Annotated in this window: 7 protein-coding genes; 6 read left to right on the forward strand and 1 reads right to left on the reverse strand. The window is 72.4% G+C overall.

Annotation, left to right across the window (positions count from 1 at the left end; genetic code table 11):
- The 5 genes from AB0I76_RS23095 to AB0I76_RS23115 form a co-directional block, all read left to right on the forward strand.
- Positions 1 to 584, forward strand: a 584-nt coding sequence (locus AB0I76_RS23095) for a hypothetical protein (protein WP_357039030.1), incomplete at its 5' end; no start/stop codon positions are given.
- Positions 585 to 619: 35 nt separating this feature from the next.
- Entirely contained in the window at positions 620 to 865 is a 246-nt protein-coding gene (locus AB0I76_RS23100) for a hypothetical protein (RefSeq protein WP_357039033.1), read from the forward strand.
- Positions 862 to 1182, forward strand: coding sequence for a DUF4190 domain-containing protein (locus tag AB0I76_RS23105; RefSeq protein ID WP_357039036.1), 321 nt, complete (start codon positions 862 to 864; stop codon positions 1180 to 1182). Before AB0I76_RS23100 ends, AB0I76_RS23105 begins: the two co-directional genes overlap by 4 nt.
- The gene (locus AB0I76_RS23110) at positions 1179 to 1682 is read left to right on the forward strand and encodes a hypothetical protein (RefSeq protein WP_357039039.1); all 504 of its coding nucleotides are present in this window, start codon (positions 1179 to 1181) and stop codon (positions 1680 to 1682) included. The genes AB0I76_RS23105 and AB0I76_RS23110 overlap by 4 nt, the downstream gene beginning before the upstream one ends.
- Positions 1683 to 1755: 73 nt before the next feature.
- The gene (locus tag AB0I76_RS23115; protein WP_357039042.1) at positions 1756 to 2541 is read left to right on the forward strand and encodes a CBS domain-containing protein; all 786 of its coding nucleotides are present in this window, start codon (positions 1756 to 1758) and stop codon (positions 2539 to 2541) included.
- Between the two features lie 5 nt (positions 2542 to 2546).
- Here the strand turns inward: AB0I76_RS23115 and AB0I76_RS23120 are convergent, their stop codons facing one another.
- Positions 2547 to 3803, reverse strand: a complete 1257-nt coding sequence (locus AB0I76_RS23120) for a hypothetical protein (RefSeq protein WP_357039045.1) — start codon at positions 3801 to 3803, stop codon at positions 2547 to 2549.
- Positions 3804 to 4004: 201 nt separating this feature from the next.
- Between AB0I76_RS23120 and AB0I76_RS23125 the strand changes: the two genes are divergently transcribed.
- A complete protein-coding gene (locus AB0I76_RS23125; RefSeq protein WP_357039048.1) occupies positions 4005 to 4460 on the forward strand; it encodes an RNA polymerase sigma factor in 456 nt (151 codons plus the stop codon).
- Positions 4461 to 4543: the final 83 nt, after the last annotated feature.

The following is a 4543-nucleotide window of genomic DNA, read 5'->3' on the forward strand; positions in this document are numbered from 1 at the left end:
GTCATCTGTACGACGATGGCCCTGGCGCTGAGCGCCGGGGCCATCGTCATGTCGGCGCGCCGCTGGTCGCCGCGACCGACGCGAGCTGGAAGGGGCGCACGGGCGGCATCGCGTACGTCGTCAGTGACGGCCACTACGGCCTGCGCGGTCGCGGTACCGGCCCGCTGGATCCGACCGGTGTATCCCGCGTGCTGATCAACGAGCTGCGCGCCGTCGACTTCCTGTTCGCCGGGTACGACGCGGTGCCAGCCGGGATGACCGTGCTGGTGGACAACCTGACGGCCCTGCGGTACCTGCGCCGCTGGCAGGCCGGCCAGACCGAGGCGATGCCGAGCGGCTACAGCCTGCGCCCGCGCCGATCGGCGCCCCAACCCACCCTCGTCCGGCTGGCGGAGCTGGTGAGCCGGCGGCCGGACCTGTCCTTCGCCCACGTGAAAGGGCACAGCGGCCACGCGCTCAACGAGGCCGCCGACGGTCTGTCGCACATGGCGCGCCGGCGGCTCGACGAGCCCTTCGACGTACGCCGGCGGGCGCAGGCCCTGGTCGACGCGTTCCTGCGCGACTGGCACGCCACCGCCCGTTGACCTCATCCACATTCCATCGCGGGGAGACACGCGCCATGAACAAGAGTCCGGACCACCAGATCGTCACGCGACGGTACGTGGAGCGGCGGATCGCCGAGCTGCCTGCCGGCCCCGGTGAGACCGACGCCCGGCTGCGCGGCCTGCTGGACATCTTCGACGAGATGACCGCCAAGGGGCACCCCGAGCCGTTGGCGTTGCTGGCCTCCGTACTGGGCATCCCGGTTGACATGCTCGTCACCCACCTGCGCGCCGCCGGCCGTTCGTGGGGTGAGTCCCGGTGACGTACCAGCACCCCACCCCGCCGTACCCGCTCGTCCCCGCGCCGTCGGTGCGGCCGCCGCTCACGTCGGGCCTGGCGACCGCGTCGCTGGTCCTCGGGATCTTCGGCGTGCTCGGCGGCTGGTGCCTGTTCGGCCTGCCGTGCGTCCTCGCCGTGATCCTGGGCCACGTGGCCATGCGGGAGACCCGCGACGGTACGAGGTCGGGCCACGGCATGGCGGTCGCCGGTCTGGTCCTGGGCTACGTCTTCGTCGGCCCGATGATCGGCTTCACGATCCTGATGTTCTTCGGCGGCGTCCTGGGCGCGGCAACCCCGTGAACGCGTCGAAGCCCCGCCGCGCCTGGTCGGACGTGTTCCACCGCAGCCGCATCTCGCCCCACGTGTTCGTCGTCGCCGACCCTGCCCGGCGAGGGGTGGCCCAGGTCCTCCATGGCCTGCGGCTGCCCGAGGCGTCCTCGATCAATCTGTTCGACAACGCGCACTGGGCCAGTCCACTGCTCGACGGTGCGGTGACCCGGCTGCGCACGTACGGTTTCTCCACCCTGCCCAGCGGTACCCGGGTGTACGGGCATCGCCCGCTGCGGCTGCTCTGCCACCTCATGAGCCTCCGGCCGCCGGCTCGGGCGCTGGTCGGCGAGCGGGCGGTGCCGACGGTCGAGCAGTTGCTGGCCGACCTGGACCGGCAGCGGCACGTCGACACCGAGACGCTGCTCGCCCAGGCACGTACGACGATGGCCAACGATCCCCAGGAGGTCCTGGCGGCGGTCCGGGCGCTCTTCGGAGAGGAGGCGGTGGGCGCGACCGCCTCCGAACGGTAAGGGGGTAGCGTTCCGTCCCTGTCGAGATCACCCCGGTCGTCGACAGGGACGGCGCGGCAAGCACACTGTCGTCATGATCTTGGCGCACTCCTATGACATCGCGACGGCTATCCGCACTCGCCACCTGCAGACGCCGATCGCCCGAGTCCTCTGCTACGGCGTCGACACGCCTGCCCCGGACGTCGCCCAGGCTCTGACCGAGCATGGCTTCGACTTCGCGCCCGTCACCCGTGACGGCGAGATCTGCGGCTATGTCCACCGCGCGGACCTTCTTGACCGGGACGGCGCGCTGTCCGCGTACATCCGCCCACTGACCGCCACGCGGGTCATCGCAGGCGACACGCCGTTGGCCACCCTCCTGCCGGCCCTGCGCCGCGCCGAGTTCCTGTTCGTCGTCGACGGGCACGACATCGTCGGGATCGTCAGCCCGGCCGACCTCAACAAGCAACCCGGACGCACCTACTTCTACCTTCTGGTCAGTGCGCTGGAACTTGAGCTGGCCGAGCGGACGCGGGGGTACTTCCCCGACCAGGAGAAGGCGTTGGCGCTGCTGCCGCAGACCCGCCAGCAACGGATCCGGGACCGACTCGACACGGAGGCACGCGACGACGTCGTCGCCGACATCGTCGCGGCGATGGACTTCACGGACCTGTTGAAGGTGGTGAAGAAGACGGACGCCCTGCGCGGTGCTTTCGGAACCCACAGCGCCGGACGGTGGGAGAGCGAGGTGTCGGCTCCGCTGATCGATCTGCGGCACGACATCATGCACACCGTCCGGACCCTCGCCACCGATGCACCCTCGTCGTTGCGGCGGCTCATCAGCCTCGACGAGCGACTGCGCAGCCTGCTCACCGCCTGAGCCGGTCAGGCGCGCCCGGCCAGGCCGTGCAGCGCCACCAGACCCGGTACGGCAACCCGGCCAATTTCCGCGCCACTACCCGCGTCGTGCCAGCTCACCGCATCGGTCTGGCCCACGTACAGGCGCTGCCCGTCCGCGCTGAACACGAGACCGGTGACCGGTTCACCGACGGTCCGGTCGGCGACGACGCCGAGGCGCGTGAGGTCCAGCGTGCGTACCGTCCGGTCGGCGGCGATGACCAGGCGGTCGCGGTCGGCGGCGGCGTGGGCGGTGCCGGTGCCGCCGGGCACGGTGGCGGTCCGGCGTACGGTCAGGTCCTCGGTGGAGATCTCCGCGACGGTGCCCGACGTGACGTCGGCGACCAGCAGGCGGCTCCCGTCGGGGCTGATCGCCATGGCGTGGCCGCCGGCGGGCGCCTCCCCGAAGGGGTGCGGCAGGTCGATGCAGTACGCCCACCGCTCGCCGAGGCTCAACGTGTGGACGAACGCGTGCACGTTGCCGGGCCGCCCGCTGACCAGGTCGCGGGTGTGCCGGTGGTCGGGCTGGTGGGTGTAGAGCGTGTAGAGGGTGCGGCGGTTCGGTGAAAGTACGGCCTGGCGTCCGTCGCCGCGCATCTCCTCCTCGGCGCCGGGCGGCACCGGCACCTTGTTGCGGGTGGAGAGCGGGCCGGGCTGGCTGGTGGCGAGGTCGACGACGCGGACCCGGTAGCGGTCCGGCGCGGTCGCCGGGAGCCACTCGAGGACGAACAGTCCGCCGAGGTCCTCGGTGAAGGTCTCCGGTACGAAGTTGCCGCGCAGATCCAGCCGGTGCCGCACCCCGGTCTCGTCGGCGATCAGCACCGGGGTCACCGTGCGGCCGTCCGGGCGTCCCGTGGTGACGTGCACCGCGGTCGACGTGAGGGCGACCGTCGTACCGCTGGTGGAGACGGTCTGCGGCACCCAGCGTCCGGGCAGGGTCACCCGGGCCGAGGAGCGGCCGGTGGCGGTGTCGATCCGCCAGAGGGCGGTGTCGGCGCCCTCGGGCGCGGTCGCGAAGACGGCGAGCCCGTCGGCGGTGGCGACGGAGTGCGGCATCGTCTGCCGGTCGGTGCCGCGCAGGACGCCGAGCCCGCCGTCGACCTCGACGAGCAGCGGATCGGGGACCGGGACGGCCGGGGCGGCGCTCGGGCTCCGTCCGGGGTCACAGCCGACCAGCGCGGCGGCGCCGCTGCCGGCCAGCACGGTCAGGAGGGTACGACGCGAGATCGGGTTGTTGGCCATCATGTCCGGATGACACCGCCGGCCCCGGCCGGGTTCCCTCTCCGCGCGGATGGAACCGGGGCGGGCCGGGCGGTGTCATGAGGGTGGTCCAACCGGAGGTGCGCACTGGACGACGGGGAGTTCGTCACCCGCGCTCGGGCAGGTGACCTGGAGGCGTACGAACTCCTGGTCGCCCGGCACACCGCGTCCGCGTACCGGACCGCGGTGCTGCTCGGCGCCGGCTCCGACGCGGAGGACGTCGTCCAGGAGGCGTTCGTGAAGGGATACCGGAAGCTGTCCCGCTATCGGGGAGAGTCGTCCTTCCGCGCCTGGCTGCTGGCGATCGTGGCCAACGAGACCCGCAACCTGCACCGGTCGCGCAGCCGGCGGGACGGTCTCGTGCTGCGGGCCGCGGCGGCGAACCCGGAGTCGGAGGTCGTCGAGGACGGGGCGGTCGGCTCGGTTCTCGCCGCCGAGCGCCGCACCGCGCTGGTCCGGGCCCTGCGCCTGCTGCCGGCGAAGGACCGCGAGGTGATCGTCTGCCGGTTCTTCCTCGACCTCAGCGAGGAGGAGACCGTGACGATGCTGGGGTGGCCCCGGGGCACGGTGAAGTCGCGGACGTCGCGGGCCCTGGTGAAGCTCCGCGGCCTGCTGGACCTCGAGGAGGTCCACCGTGGATGACCTCGACCGGGAGCTGCGCGAGCTCTCCGCGTGGCTGGAGACGCCCGACGCGCCCGACGTCGCCGCCCGGGTACGGGCGCGGC

Source organism: Micromonospora sp. NPDC049799 (assembly GCF_040656655.1).
Classification (GTDB): Bacteria; Actinomycetota; Actinomycetes; order Mycobacteriales; family Micromonosporaceae; genus Micromonospora.